The sequence below is a fragment of the Streptomyces sp. Go-475 genome, from assembly GCF_003330845.1.
Lineage (GTDB): Bacteria > Actinomycetota > Actinomycetes > Streptomycetales > Streptomycetaceae > Streptomyces.
Map to the genome: position 1 here is coordinate 5,708,893 of NZ_CP026121.1, position 18,218 is coordinate 5,727,110.

Annotated in this window: 16 protein-coding genes; 13 read left to right on the forward strand and 3 right to left on the reverse strand. The window is 72.5% G+C overall.

All coding sequences use genetic code 11. The features are described from left to right. The first annotated feature begins 14 nt into the window (after positions 1-14). The 4 genes from C1703_RS26390 to C1703_RS26405 all read left to right on the forward strand — a co-directional run bounded on the left by C1703_RS26390 (position 15) and on the right by C1703_RS26405 (position 6,788). Positions 15-3,641 (forward strand): ATP-dependent DNA helicase, encoded by a 3,627-nt coding sequence (locus C1703_RS26390; RefSeq protein ID WP_114255187.1) that lies wholly within the window; start codon positions 15-17, stop codon positions 3,639-3,641. Between the two features lie 10 nt (positions 3,642-3,651). Beyond that, positions 3,652-5,055 carry a dipeptidase gene (locus C1703_RS26395; RefSeq protein ID WP_114257597.1) on the forward strand — a complete coding sequence of 468 codons (1,404 nt, stop codon included), beginning with the start codon at positions 3,652-3,654 and terminating at the stop codon, positions 5,053-5,055. A gap of 156 nt (positions 5,056-5,211) precedes the next feature. Next, positions 5,212-6,156: an NAD(+) diphosphatase gene (gene nudC / locus C1703_RS26400; RefSeq protein WP_190049454.1), complete on the forward strand. Its 945-nt coding sequence runs from the start codon at positions 5,212-5,214 to the stop codon at positions 6,154-6,156. Positions 6,157-6,170: 14 nt separating this feature from the next. Then, entirely contained in the window at positions 6,171-6,788 is a 618-nt protein-coding gene (locus C1703_RS26405; RefSeq protein WP_114255188.1) for a class I SAM-dependent methyltransferase, read from the forward strand. Between the two features lie 40 nt (positions 6,789-6,828). Here C1703_RS26405 and C1703_RS26410 read toward each other — a convergent pair whose 3' ends face one another. Continuing rightward, a complete protein-coding gene (locus C1703_RS26410; protein ID WP_003992805.1) occupies positions 6,829-7,071 on the reverse strand; it encodes a mycoredoxin in 243 nt (80 codons plus the stop codon). A gap of 127 nt (positions 7,072-7,198) precedes the next feature. On the opposite strand from C1703_RS26410, the gene C1703_RS26415 reads away from it, so the two are divergent. From C1703_RS26415 to C1703_RS39890, 5 genes are all read left to right on the forward strand, one after another. Further along, complete coding sequence (locus tag C1703_RS26415) at positions 7,199-9,451, forward strand: ATP-dependent DNA helicase UvrD2 (RefSeq protein ID WP_232840599.1); 2,253 nt, start codon at positions 7,199-7,201, stop codon at positions 9,449-9,451. A gap of 164 nt (positions 9,452-9,615) precedes the next feature. After that, positions 9,616-9,942 carry a hypothetical protein gene (locus C1703_RS26420; RefSeq protein WP_198678275.1) on the forward strand — a complete coding sequence of 109 codons (327 nt, stop codon included), beginning with the start codon at positions 9,616-9,618 and terminating at the stop codon, positions 9,940-9,942. A 172-nt stretch (positions 9,943-10,114) separates the two neighbouring features. Further along, the gene (locus C1703_RS26425; RefSeq protein WP_114255190.1) at positions 10,115-10,483 is read left to right on the forward strand and encodes a WhiB family transcriptional regulator; all 369 of its coding nucleotides are present in this window, start codon (positions 10,115-10,117) and stop codon (positions 10,481-10,483) included. After that, positions 10,480-10,803, forward strand: a complete 324-nt coding sequence (locus tag C1703_RS26430; protein WP_114255191.1) for a hypothetical protein — start codon at positions 10,480-10,482, stop codon at positions 10,801-10,803. The genes C1703_RS26425 and C1703_RS26430 overlap by 4 nt, the downstream gene beginning before the upstream one ends. A 201-nt stretch (positions 10,804-11,004) precedes the next feature. After that, on the forward strand, positions 11,005-11,226 hold the full coding sequence (locus tag C1703_RS39890; protein WP_157993167.1) for a hypothetical protein: 222 nt from the start codon (positions 11,005-11,007) through the stop codon (positions 11,224-11,226). A gap of 36 nt (positions 11,227-11,262) precedes the next feature. Here C1703_RS39890 and C1703_RS26435 read toward each other — a convergent pair whose 3' ends face one another. Together C1703_RS26435 and C1703_RS26440 are read right to left on the reverse strand one after the other, a co-directional pair. Then, positions 11,263-12,633 (reverse strand): AarF/ABC1/UbiB kinase family protein, encoded by a 1,371-nt coding sequence (locus C1703_RS26435; protein ID WP_114255192.1) that lies wholly within the window; start codon positions 12,631-12,633, stop codon positions 11,263-11,265. Then, positions 12,626-13,840: a TOMM precursor leader peptide-binding protein gene (locus C1703_RS26440; protein WP_114255193.1), complete on the reverse strand. Its 1,215-nt coding sequence runs from the start codon at positions 13,838-13,840 to the stop codon at positions 12,626-12,628. The genes C1703_RS26435 and C1703_RS26440 overlap by 8 nt, the downstream gene beginning before the upstream one ends. A 270-nt stretch (positions 13,841-14,110) precedes the next feature. Between C1703_RS26440 and C1703_RS26445 the strand changes: the two genes are divergently transcribed. The 4 genes from C1703_RS26445 (at position 14,111) to C1703_RS26460 (ending at position 18,153) form a co-directional block, all read left to right on the forward strand. Next, the gene (locus C1703_RS26445) at positions 14,111-14,719 is read left to right on the forward strand and encodes a M48 family metallopeptidase (RefSeq protein ID WP_114255194.1); all 609 of its coding nucleotides are present in this window, start codon (positions 14,111-14,113) and stop codon (positions 14,717-14,719) included. Between the two features lie 142 nt (positions 14,720-14,861). After that, entirely contained in the window at positions 14,862-16,688 is a 1,827-nt protein-coding gene (locus tag C1703_RS26450) for a TerD family protein (RefSeq protein WP_114255195.1), read from the forward strand. A gap of 11 nt (positions 16,689-16,699) precedes the next feature. Further along, positions 16,700-17,380: an AIM24 family protein gene (locus C1703_RS26455; RefSeq protein WP_031112077.1), complete on the forward strand. Its 681-nt coding sequence runs from the start codon at positions 16,700-16,702 to the stop codon at positions 17,378-17,380. A 17-nt stretch (positions 17,381-17,397) separates the two neighbouring features. Further along, positions 17,398-18,153, forward strand: coding sequence for an AIM24 family protein (locus tag C1703_RS26460; protein WP_114255196.1), 756 nt, complete (start codon positions 17,398-17,400; stop codon positions 18,151-18,153). Positions 18,154-18,218 lie beyond the last annotated feature (65 nt).

Here is an 18,218-nt window from a genome sequence, read left to right on the forward strand (position 1 = left end):
TAGCCTCTTCCGTTGTGCCAGCCCGTATCACCGATCCCGAACAGCTCAAGGAGCTCCTCGGCATCCCGTTCACCCCGGAGCAGACGGCCTGCATCACCGCGCCGCCCGCCCCGCAGGTGATCGTGGCCGGAGCCGGCTCGGGCAAGACGACGGTGATGGCGGCACGCGTGGTGTGGCTGGTCGGCACCGGCCAGGTCGCCCCCGAGCAGGTGCTCGGCCTCACCTTCACCAACAAGGCCGCCGCCGAACTCGCCGAGCGCGTCCGCAAGGCACTCGTCAAGGCCGGCGTCACCGACCCGGACGCCATCGACCCGGACAACCCGCCGGGCGAGCCGGTGATCTCCACGTACCACGCCTTCGCCGGCCGCCTGCTCACCGACCACGGCCTGCGCATCGGCCTCGAGCCCACGTCCCGGCTGCTCGCCGACGCCACCCGATTCCAGCTCGCCGCGCGCGTCCTGCGCGAATCCCCCGGGCCCTATCCGGCCCTGACCCGGTCCTTCGCGGACCTCGTCGGCGACCTCCTCGCCCTCGACGCCGAACTCGCCGAGCACCTCGTACGTCCCGAGGCGCTGCGCGCGTACGACGCCGAGCTGCTGCTGGCCCTGCGCGGCGCCAAGCTCACCAACGCCGACCTGCGCAAAGTGCCCGAGGCCGCCGCCGCCCGCCGCGAGCTGGCCGAGCTGGTGACCCGCTACCGGGCCGCCAAGCGCGAGCGGGACCTGCTCGACTTCGGTGACCAGATCGCCCTGTCGGCACAGCTCGCGCGGATCCCCGAGGTGGGCCGCGTCCTGCGCGACGAGTTCCGGGTGGTCCTCCTCGACGAGTACCAGGACACCTCGGTCGCCCAACGTGTCCTCCTCGCGGGCCTCTTCGGCGAAGGCACCGGCCACCCCGTCACCGCCGTCGGCGACCCCTGCCAGGCGATCTACGGCTGGCGCGGCGCCTCGGTCGCCAACCTCGACGACTTCCCCGAGCACTTCGCGCACGCCGACGGCCGTCCCGCGACCCGCCAGGCGCTCAGCGAGAACCGCCGCAGCGGCGGCCGCCTCCTCGACCTCGCCAACAACCTCGCCGAGCCGCTGCGCGCCCTGCACGCGGGCGTGGAGGCCCTCCGCCCGGCCCCCGGCGCCGAACGCGACGGCATGGTCCGCTGCGCCCTGCTGCGCACCCACGCCGAGGAGATCGACTGGGCCGCCGACTCCGTCGCCCACCTCGTGCGGACCGGGACCCCGCCCGGCGAGATCGCCGTCCTGTGCCGCACGGCGACCGACTTCGCCGAGATCCAGGGCGCCCTGGTCGCCCGGGACATCCCCGTCGAGGTCGTCGGCCTGTCCGGCCTGCTGCACCTGCCCGAGGTCGCCGACCTCGTCGCCGTCTGCGAAGTCCTCCAGGACCCCGGCGCCAACGCCTCCCTGGTGCGCCTGCTGACCGGCCCGCGCTGGCGCATCGGCCCCCGCGACCTCGCCCTCCTGGGGCGCCGCGCCCGGCTTCTGGTGTCCCACGCGCGCGTGGAGGGCGACGACGACCCGGACCGCCGTCTGGCCGAGGCCGTCGAGGGGGTCGACCCGTCCGAGGTGATCTCACTCGCGGACGCCCTCGACACGTTCCTGGAGACGCCCCTGGACGGCCGCGGGGACGACGACGGACTGCCCTTCTCGCCCGACGCGCGCGTGCGCTTCGCCCGGCTCGCCACCGAGCTGCGCGAGCTGCGCCGCTCCCTGGCCGACCCGCTGATGGACGTCCTGCACCGCGTCCTCGCCGTCACCGGCCTGGAAGTCGAGCTGTCCGCGTCCCCGCACGCCCTGGCCGCCCGCAGGCGCGAGACCCTGTCCAACTTCCTGGACATCGCCGCCTCCTTCGCCGCCGGCGACAACGAGGCGACCCTGCTGGCCTTCCTCGGCTTCCTGCGCACCGCCGCCCAGTACGAGAAGGGCCTCGACAACGCCCTCCCCGGCGGCGAGAACACCGTCAAGGTGCTCACCGCCCACAAGTCCAAGGGCCTGGAATGGGACGTCGTGGTCGTCCCCGGCCTGGTCACCGGCACCTTCCCGAGCAGCCAGGGCCGCGAGAAGTGGACGTCCCAGGGCAAGGTCCTGCCGCACGGACTGCGCGGCGACGCCGACACCCTGCCCGACGTGCCCTCCTGGGACGCCAGGGGCCTGAAGGCCTTCCACGAGGCCATGAAGGACCACCAGCACACCGAGGAACTCCGCCTCGGCTACGTCACCTTCACCCGCCCCCGCTCCCTGCTCCTCGGCTCCGGCCACTGGTGGGGGCCCACCCAGAAGAAGCGCCGCGGACCGTCCCCGTTCCTCCAGGCCCTCTACGAGCACTGCGAGGCCGGGTACGGCGAGATCGAGGCCTGGGCGGACGAACCCGCCGAGGACGAGGAGAACCCTGCCCTCCACCAGGCCACGGCCGACCAGATCTGGCCCCTGCCGCTGGACGAGACGGCCCTGGCCCGCCGCCGCGCCGCCGCCGAGACCGTCCTGGCCCACCTGGAGGACCTCGCGTCCCACGAGGACGGGCACCCCGCGGCCGTGCACGACCCCGACGCCCTCGACGACCCGGAGTGGCCCCCGCCGCCCGAGGACGACGAGCCACCGTTCGACGAACCGGACGCGTTCGGGGAACCGGACCCGTTCGACGAGCGGGATCCCTTCGACGAGCGGGATCCCTTCGACGAGCGGGACGCCTTCGACGAGCGGGACCCCTTCGATGAACCGGACCCGTTCGAAGAGAACCCGTTCGACGCGGCCCCGGCGGACCGGGACGCTGTGCCCGCCGCCGGCCCCACCGTTCCTCACCAGGCGGCGCCGCCGGAAGCGACGGGAGCGCGCCCCCGCCCCGGGCAGCCCGCGCCCCCGGCCCTCACCCCGGAGGAAGCCCGCACCATCGCCTCCTGGGACCGCGACCTCGACGCCCTCACCGGCGAGCTCCTGCGCGCCCGCGACAGCGTCACCGAAGTGCCCCTGCCCGCCTCGCTCACGGCGTCCGAGCTGCTGCGCCTGGCCGCCGACCCGGACGGCTTCGCGCAGGAGCTGGCCCGCCCCATGCCCCGGCCGCCCCAGCCCGCCGCCCGCAGGGGCACCCGCTTCCACGCCTGGGTCGAGGCCCGCTTCGAAGAGCTGACGCTGCCCATGCTGGAGCCGGAGGAACTGCCCGGCAGCGACGCCGAGATCGCGGACGAACGGGACCTGGCGGCCCTGAGGGACGCCTTCGAGCGCACGGCGTACGCGCACCGCACGCCCTACCGGGTCGAAGCCCCCTTCCAGCTCGCGATCGCCGGCCGCGTCGTCCGGGGCCGCATCGACGCCGTCTACAAGGAGGGCGACGGGGAGGACGCGACGTACGAGATCGTCGACTGGAAGACCAACCGCTCCCGCACCGCGGACCCGCTCCAGCTCGCCGTCTACCGCCTCGCCTGGGCCGAGCAGCAGGGCGTGCCCCCGGAGTCGGTCACGGCGGCGTTCCTGTACGTGCGCACCGGGGAGGTCGTACGCCCCGAGGAACTGCCGGACCGCGCCGCCCTGGAGCGGCTGCTGCTGGACGAACCGTCCGGTGGGGAAACCGGTGGGCGATCCGCAGGGCGGTCCGGTGAGGAACCACACTCCGAGGACGTCAGTGCGGGCCGATAGGCTCGTGACCATGAGCCAGACCCCGGACAGCGTCGTCCGTACGTACATCGAGCGGCACCGCGGCGCCTTCCTCGACGACCTCGCCGAGTGGCTGCGGATCCCGTCGGTGTCGGCCCAGCCGGACCACGCGCCCGACGTACGACGCAGCGCCGACTGGCTCGCCGGCAAGCTGACGGAGACCGGCTTCCCGACGGCCGAGGTCTGGGAGACTCCGGGCGCGCCGGCCGTCTACGCCGAGTGGCCCTGTGACGACCCGCGGGCGCCCACCGTGCTGGTCTACGGCCACCACGACGTGCAGCCCGCCGCCCGCGAGGACGGCTGGGACAGCGAGCCCTTCGATCCGGTCGTGCGCGGAAACCGCCTCTACGCGCGCGGGGCGGCCGACGACAAGGGCCAGGTCTTCTTCCACACCCTCGGGGTTCGCGCCCACCTCGCCGCCACCGGCCGTACCACCCCGGCCGTGCACTTGAAGCTGCTGATCGAGGGAGAGGAGGAGTCCGGCTCGCCGCACTTCCGGGCCCTGGTCGAGCAGCACGCCGAGCGGCTCGCCGCCGACGCCGTGATCGTCTCCGACACCGGCATGTGGTCCGAGGACACCCCCACGGTGTGCACGGGCATGCGCGGCCTCGCCGAGTGCGAGATACGGCTGCACGGCCCCGACCAGGACATCCACTCCGGTTCCTTCGGCGGCGCCGTGCCCAACCCGGCGACCGCCGCGGCCCGCCTGGTCGCCGCCCTGCACGACGAGCACGCGCGCGTGGCGATCCCGGGCTTCTACGACGGCGTGATCGAACTCACCGACCGCGAGCGGGAACTCTTCGCCGAACTCCCCTTCGACGAGCGGCAGTGGCTGCGCGCGGCCAAGTCGTACGCCACCCAGGGCGAGGCCGGATACAGCACCCTGGAGCGCGTCTGGGCCCGCCCCACCGCCGAGGTCAACGGCATCGGGGGCGGCTACCAGGGCCCGGGCAGCAAGACGATCGTCCCGTCCTCCGCCATGGTGAAGCTGTCCTTCCGGCTGGTGGCGGGCCAGGACCCCGGCCATGTCGAGAAGGCCGTCCGGGCCTGGGCCGAGCAGCAGGTGCCCGACGGGATCCGCTGCGAGATCACGTTCCACGGGGCCACCCGCCCGTGCCTCACGCCGCTGGACCACCCCGCCCTCCAGTCGGTCGCCCGCGCGATGGGCCGGGCCTTCGAGAAGCCGGTCCGCTTCACGCGCGAGGGCGGCTCCGGACCGGCGGCGGACCTCCAGGACGTCCTCGGCGCCCCCGTGCTCTTCCTCGGCATCTCCGTCCCGTCCGACGGCTGGCACGCCCCGAACGAGAAAGTGGAGCTCGACCTGCTCCTGAAGGGCGTGGAGACCACCGCCTACCTGTGGGGTGACCTCGCCGAGCACTGGCGCCATGCCCCCTGAGCGTTCCGAGCCGTCCGGACCGGCAGCGCGCGCGGGGCACACTGGAAGGGCCGCCCCGCACCGCCCGAGCCCACCGGACCCGGTCGCCTCCCGCTGTACGTCCCGCTGAACAGTCCGCCGAACCCAACCGTTCCACCGGGGGAGTTGGAAGCACCCGTGACCACCTGGACCGACCACAACGCCGACCGACCCATCTCGCTCACCGCCCCGAGCGGCATCGACCGGGCCGCGCACCACCGGCTCGACGAGGCCTGGCTCGCGGCGGCGTGGAGCCACCCCTCCACGCGCTGCTTCGTGGTCTCCGGCGGCCAGGTCCTCATCGACGAGACGGCGGACGGGCGCACCGAACTCGTCATGACCCCCTCCTTCGAGGCTCCCCTCACCGAGGCGCACCGCTACTTCCTCGGCATAGACGAGGACGGCGTCAGCTACTTCGCCCTCCAGAAGGACTCCCTGCCCGGCCGCATGGACCAGTCCGCACGCCCGGCGGGCCTGCGCGAGGCGGGACTGCTGCTGTCGGCGCGCGACGTGGGCCTGATGGTGCACGCGGTCGGCCTGGAGAACTGGCAGCGCACGCACCGCTTCTGCTCCCGCTGCGGCGAGCGCACGGTCATCGCGGCGGCCGGCCACATCCGCCGCTGCCCGGCCTGCGGCGCCGAGCACTACCCGCGCACGGACCCCGCCGTGATCATGGCCGTGACCGACGAGGACGACCGCATCCTGCTCGGCCGCCAGGTCCACTGGCCCGAAGGACGCTTCTCGACGCTCGCCGGGTTCGTCGAGCCCGGCGAGGCCATCGAGCAGTCGGTGCGCCGCGAGGTCCACGAAGAGGTCGGCATCACCGTCGGCCAGGTCGAGTACGTCGCCAGCCAGCCCTGGCCGTTCCCGTCCAGCCTCATGCTGGGCTTCCTGGCCCGCGCCACCACGACCGAGATCGATGTCGACGGTGACGAGATCCACGAGGCCCGCTGGTTCTCCCGCGACGAACTGCGCGCCGCCTTCGAGTCCGGCGAGGTGCTCCCGCCCTACGGCATCTCGATCGCGGCCCGCCTGATCGAGCTCTGGTACGGCAAGCCGCTCCCGACGAGGAGCGTCGCCTGACGGGGGCCGCCCGCGTGCCCGATCCCTACTGGAACCACAACGTCCACCACCACCCGGCGGTGCTCGCCGCCGTGCCGGAAGGCTGCGGCGCGGCCCTGGACGCCGGCTGCGGCGACGGGCTGCTCGCCCGCAAGCTGGCGGCACGGGCGGCGTCCGTCACGGGCGTGGACCGGTCCCCGGAGATGATCAGGCTCGCCCGCGCGCACGCGCACGTGCCCGGCAACGTCAGCTACCTGGAGGCGGACTACCTCGCCGACGGCTCCCTGCCCGAGGGCGCGTACGACTTCGTCAGCGCGGTCGCCGTCGTCCACCACGCGCCGTTCGAGGACGCGGTCACCCGTCTCGCCCGGCTCACCGCGCCCGGCGGCCGCCTGGTGATCGTCGGCTTGGCCGCCAACCGGACGCTCCTGGACTGGCTCATCAGCGCGTGCGGCGTGCCCGCCGGCCTGCTGCTCGCCCGCCGGCACGGCGGCAAGCGGGGCCCGGCGGGCATGCCCATGGAAGACGTGCACCTGTCCTGGGCGCAGATCCGGCGGGCCCTGAACCGCCTGCTGCCCGGCTGCCGCTTCCGCCGCACGCCGCTGTGGCGCTACGTCGTCGTATGGGACAGACCACGAGAAGGCGGCCCCTGAGCCGCTCAGGAACCGCCTTCCCCGTACGACCGCACGGCGACTAGGCGCCGATCTTCTGCTTCACCTGAGCCAGCGACGGGTTGGTGAGGGTGGAGCCGTCCGGGAACAGGACGGTGGGCACCGTCTGGTTTCCGCCATTCGCCTTCTCCACGAACGCGGCGGACTCCGGGTCCTGCTCGATGTTGATCTCGGTGTACGCGATGCCCTCGCGGTCCATCTGGCTCTTCAGCCGGCGGCAGTAGCCGCACCACGTGGTGCTGTACATCGTCACAGTGCCCAGCATGTCTCTCGTGCTCCTTCGGTGGCTCGGGGACGGTTGGTCGCGCTGGTGGAACGTATGTGAAAGCTCCACCATTCCCGGGGGCCGGGCGGTGCGGGGCGTGACGCCTGCCGCATTAGTACGACTATCGATGCCTGCCTGTGGACAACCGGCGCAGCCGTCTCGCGCGACCTGGCAGCATGGCTGTGTGACAGCAGCAACGCACTCCACCCTGTTCCCGCAGGTACCGGACTCGGCCGACGCGGTGCTCGAAGGGCTCGACCCGGAGCAGCGCGAAGTGGCCACCGCCCTGCACGGTCCGGTGTGCGTCCTGGCGGGCGCCGGCACGGGCAAGACCCGGGCGATCACCCACCGCATCGCCTACGGAGTGCGCGCCGGCATCCTGCACCCCTCCAGCGTGCTCGCCGTCACCTTCACCAACCGCGCCGCCGGTGAGATGCGCGGCCGGCTGCGCCAGCTCGGCGCCGCGGGCGTCCAGGCGCGTACGTTCCACTCGGCGGCCCTGCGCCAGCTCCAGTACTTCTGGCCGAAAGCGATCGGCGGCTCCATGCCCCGGCTCGTCGACCGCAAGATCCAGCTCGTCGCCGACGCGGCCGCCGCCTGCCGCATCCGCCTCGACCGGGGCGAGCTGCGGGACGTCACCGCCGAGATCGAATGGTCCAAGGTCACCCAGACCGTCCCCGCCGACTACGCGCCCGCCGCCGCCAAGGCCGGCCGTGAGACTCCCCGGGACCCCGCCGAGATCGCCCAGCTCTACGCCGCCTACGAGGACGTCAAGCGCGAGCGCTCCGTCATCGACTTCGAGGACGTGCTGCTGCTGACCGTGGCCGTCCTCCAGGACCGGCACGACATCGCCGAGCAGGTCCGCGCCCAGTACCAGCACTTCGTGGTCGACGAGTACCAGGACGTCAGCCCCCTCCAGCAGCGCCTGCTGGAGCTGTGGCTGGGCGAGCGGGACAACCTGTGCGTGGTCGGCGACGCCAGCCAGACGATCTATTCCTTCACGGGAGCCACGCCGGACCACCTGCTCGACTTCCGCACCCGCCACCCCGGCGCCACCGTCGTCAAGCTGGTCCGCGACTACCGCTCCACCCCCCAGGTCGTCCACCTCGCCAACGGCCTGCTGGCCCAGGCGAAGGGCAGGGCCGCGGACCACCGCCTGGAGCTCGTCTCCCAGCGCCCTGCGGGCCCTGAGCCGGTCTACACCGAGTACACCGACGAGCCGGCCGAGGCGGAGGGCGCGGCCCGCCGCATCCGCGAGCTCATCGACTCCGGGGTCCCGGCCGCCGAGATCGCCGTCCTGTTCCGTACGAACGCCCAGTCCGAGACCTACGAGCAGGCCCTCGCCGACGCCGGGGTGCCCTACCAGCTGCGCGGCGCCGAGCGGTTCTTCGACCGCCCCGAGGTGCGCAAGGCGGGCGTCGCCCTGCGCGGCGCGGCCCGCTTCGGCGGCAACGACTCCCTCCTGGACGACGCCGACGACCTGCCCTCCCAGGTGCGCGCCGTGCTGTCGGGGGAGGGCTGGACGCCGCAGCCCCCGGCCGGCTCCGGTGCCGTGCGCGAGCGCTGGGAGTCCCTGGCCGCTCTGGTGAACCTCGCCCAGGACTTCGCCGCCGCCAAGCCGGGTGCCACCCTGGCGGACCTCGTCGCCGAGCTGGACGAGCGGGCGAACGCCCAGCACGCCCCGACCGTGCAGGGCGTCACCCTCGCCTCCCTGCACTCGGCCAAGGGCCTGGAGTGGGACGTCGTCTTCCTGGTCGGTGTCGCCGAGGGCATGATGCCGATCACCTACGCCAAGACCGACGAGCAGATCGAGGAGGAGCGGCGCCTGCTGTACGTCGGTGTCACCCGGGCGCGGGAACGCCTCCATGTCTCCTGGGCGCTCTCCCGCTCACCCGGCGGCCGCCCCAGCCGTCGCCCCAGCCGTTTCCTCGACGGGTTGCGCCCCGGCTCCACGGCCACCGTCGGCCGCGCCGGCGCCGGCGCGGCGGGCGGTATCGAGCGCGGCATCCCCGGAACCAGGGGTTCCGCCCCGAGACGGGTGCAGCGAACGCCCGCCCGCTGCCGAGTCTGCGGCCGCACGCTGACCGACGCGGGCGAGATGAAGCTGATGCGCTGCGACGACTGCCCCTCCGACATGAACGAGGGCCTCTACGAGCGGCTGCGCGAGTGGCGCGCCGACCAGGCGCGGAGCAGCGGCCAGCCCGCCTTCTGCGTCTTCACCGACAGGACGCTGATGGCGATCGCCGAGACCGCGCCCGACGACGAACACGAACTGGCGCGCATCCCGGGCGTCGGCATGCGTAAGCTCACCCGCTACGGAGCCGACGTACTGGCCATCTGCGCAGGCCAGTACGCGACGGGGGACACAGATCAGGGCTGACGCGAACTCGTCGAAAAAATAGTTTGCGCATGCCCCAGCAATCCCCATAGGTTCTTAGGCACGAGAGCAGCGGCCTTCTCGGAGGCCCTGATTCCGTGTTGTACTTGCATATCCGTCGGACTGGTCCACCCAGTCCCCCGAGACGCCGAGAGGAGGCGAGTCCAGTGATCAGCATCAACACCAGCTCCATCAGCACCGTGAAAATGACCGATCGCTCGGCCGTCTCCGCGTGCATGCTCGGCGTTTCGAACCTGGGCACCGGTCTGTCCGGCATTCGTGCCGTCCGTCCGGCGTCCTCCTCCATTGCTCCCGCGGGTCTTCCTGTCCGCGAGCGCAATGAGCGACCGACCAAGGCACTGGAAGCGGCAGTAGCGGCACAGGCGCAGGCCTATGCCTTTGCGGCGACCGGTGCCGGATTCCGGAAGCAGACGACGCAGCACCACCTGATGTGGGCCTTCCGTGGGCCAGAACCCTGGAGTGATCCAGCCTGATTCGATCAGGCCGGCGCCTTCAGGGCCGCGGAACCCCATCCGGGATCCGCGGCCCTTCTGTTTGTCCCTGAACAGGGACGACGGACCGAAGGAGCCTCGGGACAAGAAAAGAACCCGGTACCAGCCGCCCCCCGGCCAACAGGCCGGAACGACCAGACGAGGAAGACGAACCGTGCAACTCGAAGCGCACGTCCCGTCCGTACCGCCTTCCGACACGATCCCCAAGCCCTGCTCCACGGAGGACACCGCCTTGACCCCGCTCACCGCGCTCACCGCGCTCGACGACGCCATCGAGAACCTCGGCGTACCCGTCCCGTGCCGCTCCTACGACCCGGAGGTCTTCTTCGCCGAGTCGCCCGCGGACGTCGAGTACGCCAAGTCCCTCTGCCGCACCTGCCCGCTGGTCGAGGCCTGCCTCGCCGGCGCCAAGGAGCGGCGTGAGCCCTGGGGCGTCTGGGGTGGCGAGCTGTTCGTCCAGGGTGTCGTCGTCGCCCGGAAGCGGCCGCGTGGCCGCCCGCGCAAGAACCCGGTCACAGCATGAACATCGCAGGAACGATCGACCGTCCCCTCACGCACGACCCCCAGAAGCAGGCCCCGATGAAGCCGTCCACTCACGAGCCCGCAGGCTCCGCGACCCAAGACTTCACCACCACCGGCGCGAAGGACTCGCGTCAGAACAGGACCCGAGAGATGCAACTCATCCCAGAAGCCATGGCTCGTGCGCATATGCGCGAGCGACTGCACGAGGCGGAGCGGGAACGCCAGGCCGTGCGCCTGGTGGCCGCCCGCCGGATGCAGCGCAGGGCGGAGCGCGCCTCCCGGCGTGCCCGCCGGGCGCTCGCCATGGCGGTCATGCAGTAGCTCACCGCACCTGAGGCGGTGGCCTCCCGCACCGGGAGGCCGTGCTCTTCCCGCGGGGGCCGGTCCGTGCCGAACGGACCGGCCCCCGCGGTGCGTTGTACGCATGCCGGTGGGGCTGTGGGCGCGAAGCAGATGCGCGGTGTCGGCGATGCCGGTGCGCGGTGTCTCCGCGGGCGCCGGGCGCGGCGTTATCGTCGCCGGGTGACGAGTCCTCCCCGAGGCAGTGACGACGGCTCGACGACAGACCCCCCGCGGCGCTTCGTGTGCGCCCGCTGCGGCAGGTCGGCCGACGCGCCGACCGCAGGGCCGCCCCTCACCTGGACCTGCTCCGTGGAGGACGGCGTCCGCCGCCATTTCTGCGAGATGTGTTCCCGGGAGAACCTCAGGTCGATCGAAGGACGCCTGGACTCGGACTGGTGGTGAAGCGCGGGCACCGGACCAGCGGCGTGCCCGCGGGGGTCACGCCTCCGCCACCGACGGCGCGCCGTCCAGCGGGTCCTCCGGGACGAACCCCGGCAGCCACTCCTCCAACTCCTCGCGCAGCCGCACCGTCGACCCCAGCTGACACAGCACGCCGATCGTGCTGAGGGTCACCCGGTGGATCAGCAGGTACGCCGGCGGCAGGTTGAGCTGCTTGCCGAGCTGGTAGGCGGGGGAGCGGGGGTCGGCGATACGGGCCGCCTGGCTGCGCATCCAGCCGCGGGTGAAGGTGAACTCCTCGACCTGGGCCGGTTCGATGATCGGCAGCAGGTAGTCCAGGACCGCCTCCGGATCCAGCTCTATGGTCTCCTTGACGAAGCCCTCCGCGCACAGCAGCTCGTAGACCGCCTCGGACTCGCCGTCCAGCGTCATGCGCAGCGACTCGCCGATGGTGGCCGGCAGACCGCCCGGGAGACGGTCGACCGTCCCGAAGTCCAGGACGCCCAGGCGCCAGTCGTCCTCACCCTCCGGGCCGCCGGGGAGGAGCCGGAAGTTGCCCGGGTGCGGATCCGCGTGCAGCAGGCCGGTGCGGGCGGGGCCGGAGAACAGGAAGCGGGCCAGGAGCTGACCGGCCCGGTCGCGCTGTTCCTGGGTGCCCTCGGAGATGATCTCCGACAGCGGGACGCCGTCGATCCACTCGGTGACCAGGACCTGCTCGGACTGGTGCACGACCTGCGGCACGACCACGTCCGGGTCGTCCGCGAACTCCTCGGCGTGGGCCTGCTGGGCCTGGGCCTCCAGGCCGTAGTCCAGCTCCTCCGAGACGCGGTCCCGCAGCTCCGCGATCAGCGGCTTGATGTCCATGCCGGGGATCAGCGGACCGAGCAGGCGGGAGAAGCGGCTCAGCTGGTTCAGGTCGGACAGCAGGGCCTCGCCGGCGCCCGGGTACTGCACCTTGACCGCCACCTCACGGCCGTCGTGCCACACCCCTCGGTGCACCTGGCCGATCGAGGCCGCCGCGGCGGGCTTGTCCTCGAACTCCAGGAACAACTCGTGCCAGCCCTCGCCGAGCCGCTCCTCCAGCACCGCGTGCACCGTGCGGGTCGGCATCGGGGGCGCCGCCTCCTGGAGCTTGGTCAGCGCGGCACGGTAGGGGCCCGCCACCTCCTCGGGCAGCGCCGACTCGAAGACGGACAGGGCCTGCCCGAACTTCATCGCACCGCCCTTGAGCTCGCCGAGCACCTTGAACAGCTGCTCAGCGGTGCGCTGTTGGAGCTCACGGCCGACGAGCTCCGCCGACTCGCCGACGATCCGCTTGCCGAATCCCCAGGTCGCCCGCCCGGCGATGCCGAGCGGGAGCGCGGCGAGCTTGGCGGTCCGGGTGACCGCCTTCCGGGGAAGATCAGACATGCGCCCTCCAAGTCCCAGCCGGCCGCTCCGCCTCTGCCTCACGGCACTGCTCCGACGGCCGTTGCACCGCCATTGTCTCGTGTGACTCCCCGTCCTGAGAGGGGTGCTCCCCTTTTCCTCTCTCCGCCGCGGCGCACGGGCATGCCGGGTGCGGCAGGACCGGCCGCGCGTGCCAGTGGAGAGCGGCGAGGGAGACCTCCCAGCGTGCGCCGGCGCTCGACGGCACCCGGCCGTCCAGGAAGGCGAGTGCGTGGGCGGCCGCCAGTCCGGCCGTGGTCGTGGCCAGCGTCAGGTCGCAGGGCCGCACCTGCCGCTGCCGGCTGGAACGCCACTGTGCCACGAGGCGCGGCCAGGCCGGATCCCGGTCGGTGCGGCTCTCGTGCAGACAGCCCGCGCAGCCCGTCTCCCCGGGCAGGACGAAGGGGCCGACCACGCCGGTTCCCTCCACGACACCGGCGTACAGATGGGGCGTCCCCGAGGACATCAGGGGCTCGGCGGCGGACAGGTCGGGCGCGTGCACGGCGACATCGTCCCGTGGGGCGATGATCACCAGTGAGAAGCCCGGGTCGCCCTCCTCCGAGGGCGCCTGGGCCGGTGCGCGGCGCGGTGGCTGGCCCGGGGCGGCCTGGCGCACGGCCCGGCGGGCCGCCTCGTCCCGGCGGTCGCCGACGGCCTCCGCCGGCAGTCCGCCCGGGGCGACGTCCCACGGCTCCACACGGCCGACGTCCCGCACGTCGACCTCGCCCACACCGGCTCCCGCCAGCAGCGAGGCCAGGACGGCGCCCACCCGGCCCGCACCCCGCACCTGCACGCGCTGCGAGCGCCGTGCGGCCAGCCGGCCGATCGCGTCGCCGGGTGCCGACGTGGTCAGCGACAGGGAGGCCAGGTCGGGGCGCAGCCGGTCCAGGACCTCCTTCTTCCGCCGCAGGGCGTCGGCCGCCGGGCCGCCACCGCGCGCGTCGTCCAGCAGCCCGGCTTCCGCGAGCCCGCGCACCAGTCGGTCGACATGGCCGTCGGGCAGATCCATGCGGCGGCCCTCCTCGCGGAGCAGCTCCAGCCCCCGTGTGCCGTTCAGCAGGTCGAGGAAACTGCCCGACGCCAGGTCCATCGGGCCGAGCGTCATCGCATGCGCCGGTGTCATCCCGAACTGGACGGTGTTGAGATCACGCCAGCCGCGCCTGAGCGCGGGTTTCACCATCGGATGCATGACGGCCCCCCGAATGTCATAGATCGTCCCCGTATGCCGGTCCAGCGTGTGCGCAGGCCGGATCTGCGGCAGGCACGGCCCCTGGTCCCGGACCGCACCCGCCCGTCGCTTCGCCGACAGCAGCCAGCATGCCGAAACCCGCCACCGGCTGCCGAAAGTTGTCCACAGGCACGGGGATTCGTCGTACAAATCCGGCGGCCGGTGGGGGCATCGGCAGGGAACCGTCCCCGGAGTCGGGACTTCCCCGTGTGCAGCCGGTAACGTCGGGGCGTGCCCGCCGACCCACTGCACCGCGCCGGAAAGCCACAGCGCAGCACGACGAGCCAGCCGCCGAGCGGCTCGGGGGCGAGCGCGATCGAGGTCCGCAGGAGCGCCCGCCGACGCAGGACGGTCTCCGCGTACCGCGAGGGCGATCGCACCGTGGTGCTCATCCCCGCCCGGATGTCCGAGGCGGAGGAGCAGCGCTGGGTGAACGTCATGCTCGACAAGCTGGCCGCCCAGGAGAGCCGGCGGTCCCTCGGCGACGCCGAGCTGGCGGAGCGGGCCCGGCGGCTCTCGGACCAGTACTTCGACGGACGGGCCCGGCCCGCTTCGGTGCGCTGGGTGACCAACCAGAACACGCGCTGGGGATCCTGCACCCCGGCCGAGGGCAGCATCCGCCTGTCGCACCGTCTGCAGGGCATGCCCGAGTACGTCGTCGACTACGTCCTCTGCCACGAACTCGCGCACCTCCTCGTCCCCGGACACGGGCCCCGCTTCTGGGAGCTGCTGGCGGCCTACCCGCGTACCGAGCGGGCGCGGGGCTACCTCGAAGGCGTGGTCGCCGCCGAGCGGTTGCCCCATGTGCCCGGCGCGAGGGACGAGACCTCCGCGGGGTGAGTGACCGCTTTCCGTCGGCGAGCAGCCGATACGGCCGAGCGCGGGTTCTGTACCGGGTCTGTACCGACATCGTCCGGTGTCCGGATTTGCCGTTAGCCTGGCGCGACGCACTCACGTTCTGGATGGGGGACGGTCGTTACGCATGGCCAGGGAATTCCAACGCGGCCACAAGGCCAGGATCAGTGACCTCACCGCGGGCACGGATCTGTACGTAGGCGTGCAGATCACCGGCCCCGGCCTGAGTTTCGACATCAGCTGCTTCGGCCTCGACGCCGACGAACGGCTGTCGGACGAGCGGTACTTCGTCTTCTACAACCAGCCGAAGTCCCCCGAGGAGGCCATTCAGCTCCTCGGTGCCCAGGCCGGCGACACGGAGTCCTTCCGGGTGACGCTCGACCGCATCCCGCCGCAGATCCAGAAGCTGTCCTTCACGGCGACGATCGACGGCGCCGGGCAGATGTCGCAGATCGCCCCCGGCTACCTCCGCATCGTCGCGGGCGGCGAGGAGGTGGCCCGCTACCCCTTCGACGGCTCGGAGTTCTCCACCGAACGGGCCGTGATGCTGGGCGACTTCTACCTCAAGGACGTCTGGCGGTTCGCCGCGGTCGGGCAGGGCTTCGACGGGGGTCTCGACGCCCTGCTGAAGAACTTCGGCGGTGAGGTGGCCGAGGAGGAGACGCCCGCGCCCGCCCCGCAGCAACCGCAGGCCGGCGCCGCCCCGGGCTTCGCCCCGCCCGCCTTCGCCGTCCCCGGCACACCGGACCCGGCCCCGGCTCCCGCCCAGGCTCCCACCCCGGCAGCGCCTCCGGCCCCGGCCCCCACGCCGGCCCCTCAGCCCGCCGCACAAGGCTTCGCGCCCCCGCCCGGAGCGACTCCGCCCGGAGCGACTTCGCCCGGCACCCCGCCGCCGGCCCCGGCGCCCGCACCCCAGGTGCACGCCGCCCCGACCATCGTCGCGCCCATGAACACCCCGCCCGGCGGCTCCCCGGTGCCGCCGCCGGCCCCGGCGCCCGCACCGTACGGCCAGCCCGGCCAGCAGCCGCCGGCGTACGGCCAGGTACCCGGCCAGACGGCCCCGCCGCCTCCCGGTTACGGTCAGCCTCAGGCACCTCAGGCACCTCAGGCACCTCAGGCACCTCAGGCCCCGGCCCCGCCGCCCGGCTACGGCCAGCCCACCCCGCCTCCGGGCTACGGCCAGCCCACGCCGCCCCCGGGCCACGGCCAGCAGCCGCCGTTCGGGCAGGCCCCCTACGGAGCCCCGCAGGCTGTCCCACAGCAGGGCGTCCCGCAGGCCGCCGCTCCCCAGGGCCCGGGCGTGGCCGCCGCGCTCCAGCAGTTCAAGGAGGCCCCCACCGGGCAGCGCTGGACGCAGCAGAACAAGAAGCTCGTCCGCGTCGACCTCGGCATCGGAGGGCAGCCCGTACTGGCCCGGCAGGGCAGCATGGTGCTCTACCAGGGCAAGGTCGACTTCAGTTACAAGGGCGCGGGCTTCGCCGGCCGGATCGTGGGCAACGCGACCGGCCAGGAGATGCAGCTGATGCGCTGCACCGGCCAGGGGCAGGTCTTCCTCGCCGAGAACTCGACGATGCTGCACCCCATCGAGCTCCAGGGCGACGCCGTCTGCGTCTCCGCCGAGAACGTCCTCGCGTTCGACGAGAGCCTCACCTACGAGGTCCGCCGCATCGAGGGCCACGGCATCCCAGGCGGCGCGCTGTTCACGATGCAGTTCCAGGGCACCGGCACGATCGTCGTGAAGACGCACGGCACGCCCGTGGTGCTGCCCGTCACGCCCACCACGTTCGCCGACTGCAACGCGGTGGTCGCCTGGTCGGCCGCGGCCCAGGTCGTCGTCTCCAGCCAGGTGCGGATGCGCCGCAACGCCTACCCGGGCGACACCGGGGAGAGCGTCAACCTCCAGTTCCGGGGAGCGCCCGGCAACTTCATCGTCGTCCAGCCGTACGAGGTCTGAGGGAGCCCGTCATGACACAGCAACTCGCGGGCCACGCCCCCGCACCCGTCACCGCCCGCATGGAGAACCACGGCAACCACATGCTGAAGGTCGCCATGCAGACCGGAAACGACCTCCTCGCGCGCGTGGGGTCGATGGTCGCCTACGAAGGGTTCGTCCAGTACGAGCCCAACCCGCCGGCCGTGCGCCAGATCGCCAAGGACTGGATGACCGGCGAGGGCGCGCCCTTGATGAAGTGTTCCGGCGACGGCCTGCTCTATCTCGCCGACTACGGGGCGAACGTCGTCGTCATCAATCTCAACGGCGACGGAATCTCGGTCAACGCCACCAACCTGCTCGCCTTCGACGCCCACCTCACCTGGGGGGTGGAGCGGGTCAAGGGCCTGGCCAAGTTCGCCGGGCAGGGCCTGTGGAACACGAAGATCTCCGGGCAGGGCTGGGTCGCGCTGACCTCCCGGGGCAAGCCGATCGTCGTCGACTGCGGAGGCGGCGAGGACGAGACGTACGTCGACCCCGACGCGCTCGTCGCCTGGTCCCCGAACCTCAAGGTGAAGGGCAAGCGCAGCTTCCGGGCCCAGTCGCTGATCGGCCGCGGCAGCGGCGAGGCCTACCAGATGGCCTTCTCCGGTCAGGGCATCGTCGTCGTCCAGCCCAGCGAGGACAGCACCGACCGCCTCCGGGTCCGGGGCTGAGGGGGAGCCAGAAAGCCATGCAGAGCCCGATTTTCGCCTACAACGAGCAGCAGACCCAGGACCGCTGGAGCCTGCAGAACAAGCAGATGCTGCGCGTCGCCCTGGAGGGCCACGACGACATCCTGGCCCGCAAGGGCACCATGGTCGCCTACCAGGGCCTCGTCGAGTTCGACGCCGAGTTCCAGAGCAACCAGCAGTCACGCGCGCGTGCGCAGACCGGTGAGGGCCTCGACCTGATGCGCTGCCACGGGCAGGGCACGGTCTACCTCGCCAACCTCAAGCAGCACGTCCACGTCATGGACGTGGACCAGGACGGTCTCACCGTCGACAGCAGCTACGTGCTGGCGATGGACTCGTCCCTGCACCACGAGGTCATCGCCGTGGACAGCCTGTACGGCATCTCCGGCTCCGGGAAGTACCAGCTCAACATCTCCGGCCGGGGCAAGATCGCCCTGATGACCTCGGGCATGCCGCTGCTGCTGCAGGTGACGCCCGACAAGTACGTCAACTGCGACGCCGACGCGATCGTCGCCTGGTCGACGAGCCTGCGCGTGCAGATGCAGGCCCAGACCCACTCCTCGGGGGTGTGGCGGAGGCGCGGCAACACCGGGGAGGGCTGGGAGCTGAGCTTCATGGGCAACGGCTTCGCCCTCGTCCAGCCCAGCGAGCTGCTGCCGCCGCAGAACGCCCAGATCGGCTCGGGCCTCGCCGCGCAGTACGGCATGGGGCAGCAGGGGGCACGAGGGCAGAACCAGGGCAACGTCTGGAGCTGAGCGCTCCGCGGGTTCGGCCGATCGGGTGCCAGGGCTATGCGGTCCGGGCCTGGCTGCGGGCCGTT

Coding starts and splice junctions, on each gene's coding strand:
- C1703_RS26395 (WP_114257597.1), top strand. CDS start 3,652: ATGAGCCAGACCCCGGACAGCGTCGTCCGTACGTACATCGAGCGGCAC.
- C1703_RS26410 (WP_003992805.1), bottom strand. CDS start 7,071: ATGCTGGGCACTGTGACGATGTACAGCACCACGTGGTGCGGCTACTGC.
- C1703_RS26415 (WP_232840599.1), top strand. CDS start 7,199: ATGCCTGCCTGTGGACAACCGGCGCAGCCGTCTCGCGCGACCTGGCAG.
- C1703_RS26430 (WP_114255191.1), top strand. CDS start 10,480: ATGAACATCGCAGGAACGATCGACCGTCCCCTCACGCACGACCCCCAG.
- C1703_RS26435 (WP_114255192.1), bottom strand. CDS start 12,633: ATGTCTGATCTTCCCCGGAAGGCGGTCACCCGGACCGCCAAGCTCGCC.
- C1703_RS26440 (WP_114255193.1), bottom strand. CDS start 13,840: ATGCATCCGATGGTGAAACCCGCGCTCAGGCGCGGCTGGCGTGATCTC.
- C1703_RS26450 (WP_114255195.1), top strand. CDS start 14,862: ATGGCCAGGGAATTCCAACGCGGCCACAAGGCCAGGATCAGTGACCTC.
- C1703_RS26455 (WP_031112077.1), top strand. CDS start 16,700: ATGACACAGCAACTCGCGGGCCACGCCCCCGCACCCGTCACCGCCCGC.
- C1703_RS26460 (WP_114255196.1), top strand. CDS start 17,398: ATGCAGAGCCCGATTTTCGCCTACAACGAGCAGCAGACCCAGGACCGC.